Raw genomic sequence first — 4125 nt, 5'->3', positions numbered from 1 at the left:
GCGGCCACCGCCAGCCAGAACCTAAGCCCCAGGCCGGCGTCGTTGTGCTCGTACCACGTCCCGGCACCATCGCCGGGCCCGTCCCCAGGCCCGAACGACACCGCCAGCACCTCAGCGGCGATCAGCTCGCTGTGCGCGGCCAGCGCCGCGGCGAGTTCTGGGCCGTCGGCGGACCAGCGCACGACGATCCGGTCGGTGACCTCGAGGCCGTCGCTCTTGCGCGCCTCCTGGACGAGCCGGACCACCTCGCGGGCCATGCCCTCGGCGCGCAGCTCGTCGGACACGGACAGGTCAAGCGCCACCGTCTCGCCGCCGGCCGTGGCCACGCCCCAGCCTTCCAGCGGCGTCTGCGTCACCACCAGGTCCTCAGCCGACAAGGAAACGGCACCGAGCGACTCCACCTCAACAGTGGCGGTGCCCGAGTCCGCGGCGACCGCGTGCGCGAGCGCCGCCGGGTCCGCCGACCTGATCGCCGCGGCCACCGCCTGGGTGTCAGACCCGAACCGGCGGCCAAGAGACCGGAACTCCGGCTTGACCATATAGGTCACGAGCTCCCCGCCGACCGAGTCCAGCGACTCGAGCGTGTGCACGTTCAGCTCGTCGGCCACCAGTTCCCGCAGCGCCACCGGCAGAGAACCGAACCCGGAAGCCCCGACCAGCGCACGGGACAGCGGCTGCCTGGTGCGCACCGCGGCGGCCGACCGCGCCGACCGGCCCAGCTCGACAAGCCGCCTGGCCAGCGCCATCTGCGCGGACAGATCCGCGTCGATCAGCGACGCGTCATAGCCGGGCCACGACGACAGGTGCACGGACTCCGCCTCGTCAGCAGGCCGCAGCACGCCCCACACGTAGTCGGCGAGGAACGGCGTGATGGGCGCCATCAGCTTCGTCACCGTCACCAGCGCCGAATGCAGGGTGGCGAACGCCGCCGCCCCGTCGGCGGACTCCGGCCCGTCCCAGAACCGCCGCCGGGACCGCCGGACGTACCAGTTCGACAGGTCGTCGATCAGCGCGGCCAGCCGCCGGCCCGCCGCGGCCGTGTCGAACGCCTCCAGCGACGCCGTCACGTCCCGAACGCAGGCGTGCAGCTCCGACAGCAGCCACCGGTCCAGCAGCGGCCGGTCACCAGGCAAAGGCGCCGACGAAGAAGACTCCGGCGTCCACGCCTTCCCTGAGGCGGACCCCGCGGACGACGCGTTCGCGTACAGCACCAGGAACGAGACCGTGTTCCAGTACGTGAGCAGCACCTTGCGTACGATCTCGTCGAGCACCAACGGGCCGATCCGGCGCTGCCCCCACGGCGACCCGGACGCCGCGAAGAACCACCGCACCGCGTCCGCGCCGTGGGCGTTCAGCAGCCCCATCGGCTCCATCACGTTGCCCAGGTGCTTCGACATCTTGCGGCCCTGCTCGTCCACGACGTGCCCGAGGCACACCACGTTCTCGTACGACGAGTGCCCGAACACCAGCGTGCCCACCGCCATCAGCGAGTAGAACCAGCCGCGGGTCTGGTCGATCGCCTCGCAGATGAACTGCGCCGGGTACGCCTCCTCGAACTCGCGCAGGTTCCGCAGCGGCGCGCCCCACTGCGCGAACGGCATCGACCCCGAGTCGAACCACGCGTCGATGACTTCAGGCACCCGGTGCGCCTCCAGGCCGTCCTCCGGGCACGGGAAGACAACGTCGTCCACGTACGGCCGGTGCGGGTCGAGCCCTGACAGGTCCTGTTCCGCGAGCGAACTCAGCTCGGCCAGCGACCCGATCGACGTCACGTGCCCTGACGGGCACTCCCACAGCGGCAGCGGGGTGCCCCAGTACCGGGTCCGCGACAGCGCCCAGTCGACGTTGTTGCGCAGCCACTCGCCGTACCGGCCGTTCTTGATCGTGGGCGGCTGCCAGTTGGTCTTCTCGTTCTCCGCGAGCATCTGGTCCTTGATCGCGGTGGTCCTGATGTACCAGGACGGCAGTGCGTAGTACAGCAGCACGGTGCCGCACCGCCAGCAGTGCGGGTAGCTGTGCACGTGCGGCTCCGACTTGAACAGCCGCCCGCGCTCGGCCAGGTCCGCGACCAGCGGCTTGTCCGCGTCCTTGAAGAACATCCCGCCGACCAGCGGCAGCCCGTCCTCGAACCGCCCGTCGGGCCGCACCGGGTTCACCACGGGGAAGCCGTTGGCGCGCGAGACCTCCATGTCATCCGCTCCGAAAGCGGGTGCCAAGTGCACGAGGCCGGTCCCGTCTTCTGTGGTCACGAAGCTGCCGGCGACCACCCGGTGGGCGTCAGGAATATCGACTATCCCGAACGGTCCCGTGTACTTCACCCCGATGAGATCGGTTCCCCGCACGGTGGCCAGCACATGCCAGCCGTCCCCGAGGACGCGCGCGAACAGCGCCTCGGCCACCACGACCTTGTCCTCGTGGCCGTCCTCGCGGGCGACGACGTAGTTCACCTCCGGGTGCACCGCGACGGCGGTGTTGGACACCAGGGTCCACGGGGTCGTCGTCCAGACCAGCAGGTCGGCGCCTTCCAGCTGGCTGTTCGCGCCAGCCGGCACCGACTCGACCGGGAACCTGACGGTCACCGAGGGGTCGGTGACCTCCCTGTAGACGTCCGGCTGGCCCATCTCGTGGTCGGACAGCGCGGTGCCGCACCGCGGGCAGTACGGGCTGATCCTGAAGTCACGGACGAGCAGCCCCTTGTCGTAGATGCTCTTCAGCGCCCACCAGACCGACTCCACGTAGTCGGGGTCCATGGTGCGGTAAGCGTCGGACAGGTCGATCCAGTAGCCCATCCGCAGGGTCAGCGCGGAGAAGGCGTCGACGTGCCGCAGCACCGACTCACGGCACCGCTCGTTGAACTCGGCGACGCCGTAGGCCTCGATGTCCTTCTTGCCGGACAGGCCGAGTTCCTTCTCGACGGCGACCTCGACCGGCAGCCCGTGGCAGTCCCAGCCCGCCTTCCGCTTGACGTGGAAGCCCTGCATGGTCTTGAAGCGGGGGAACAGGTCCTTGAAGACGCGGGCCTCGATGTGGTGCACGCCCGGCATGCCGTTAGCGGTCGGCGGCCCCTCGTAGAAGGTCCAGCGCGGCCCGCCTTCGGTCTGCTTGAGCGAGTCCTCGAACGTGCGGTTCCTGTTCCACCGGGCGAGCATCTCGTGCTCAAGCGCGGGGAGGTCCGCGTGCGCGGGCACCGCCGGCATGGCGCCGCCCGGCTTCCGCTCTGCCAACCCTCGGTCTGGCAACTCCGCCATCAGGTGTCCTCCAGCATCAGCGATGAGCTTTGCCGGAGGGACGAGGCTCGCTTACGCGCCGCCCCGCGGTACCACCCTCCTTGACCGAACACAGGCACTAAGCGCCCGTTCGGACCTCTCGAATGTGATCTTCGCCAGTTCTACTGAGCCGCCATGCTGATGAGCAGGCAGCCGTTCTTCCGGCCGCTCAGGGGTGATCTGGTCCGTGGCGCACGCACCCGGGCTCGCACCGTCCCCGGGTCGCTCTTCGCAGCATTCCGCGGCAGCTGTCCCCATCACCGCGCCTTCAGGATACCGGATGCCGGGAAACCGCAGGCAAGCCAATTCGCCCGGGCAGGAAACCAAACTTGGCGCAGACGGTCAGCGAGTCGTATCCTTCACTGTCCGTATCGTGATCCGCAAAAGTGGTGAAGCAGTCATGACCGCCGTGTCGCGCTCAAGCGCCGCCAGCCTTCCCGTGCGTCCTGGCGAGGAGCTGTGGACCGACGAGGAGCTTGGCGAGGTCCGCGCCGAACTGGCGGACGAGGCGGCGGGGCTGCGCGCGGAGATCGATCAGGCCGAGTCGCAGATCGCCCGGCGCCTCGGGGACACGGTGTCCGAGGCCGGCGACGACGAAGCCGACGCGAGCAGCAAGCTGTACGAGCGGGAGCAGGAGCTCGCGCTCACCCACAACACGCGCGAACTGCTCGAGCAGACCGAGCACGCGCTGGCGCGGATCGATGCGGGAACATATGGAGTGTGCGAATCGTGCGGCAAGCCGATAGGGAAGGCGCGGCTGCTGGCGTTTCCGCGGGCGACCCTGTGCGTGGAGTGCAAGCAGCGCCAGGAGCGCCGCTGAGCGACGCGAGCCAGCCGCCGGCGGGCCAGGGGCCTGAGG

Annotated in this window: 2 protein-coding genes; one reads left to right on the top strand and one right to left on the bottom strand. The window is 69.7% G+C overall.

Annotated features, from left to right (window positions below; genetic code table 11):
- A partial coding sequence (gene ileS / locus WA805_RS11575; protein ID WP_425242338.1) for an isoleucine--tRNA ligase occupies positions 1 to 3197 on the bottom strand: 3197 nt, incomplete at its 3' end.
- Positions 3198 to 3675: 478 nt separating this feature from the next.
- Here ileS and WA805_RS11570 point away from each other — a divergent pair.
- Positions 3676 to 4086 (top strand): TraR/DksA family transcriptional regulator, encoded by a 411-nt coding sequence (locus WA805_RS11570; protein ID WP_422281708.1) that lies wholly within the window; start codon positions 3676 to 3678, stop codon positions 4084 to 4086.
- Positions 4087 to 4125: the final 39 nt, after the last annotated feature.

This window comes from Trebonia sp. (genome assembly GCF_049794275.1).
In the GTDB taxonomy this organism is placed as follows: domain Bacteria; phylum Actinomycetota; class Actinomycetes; order Streptosporangiales; family Streptosporangiaceae; genus Trebonia.
The sequence above is the reverse complement of the archived record's forward strand: the minus strand, read 5'-3'. Positions and strand labels throughout refer to the sequence as shown.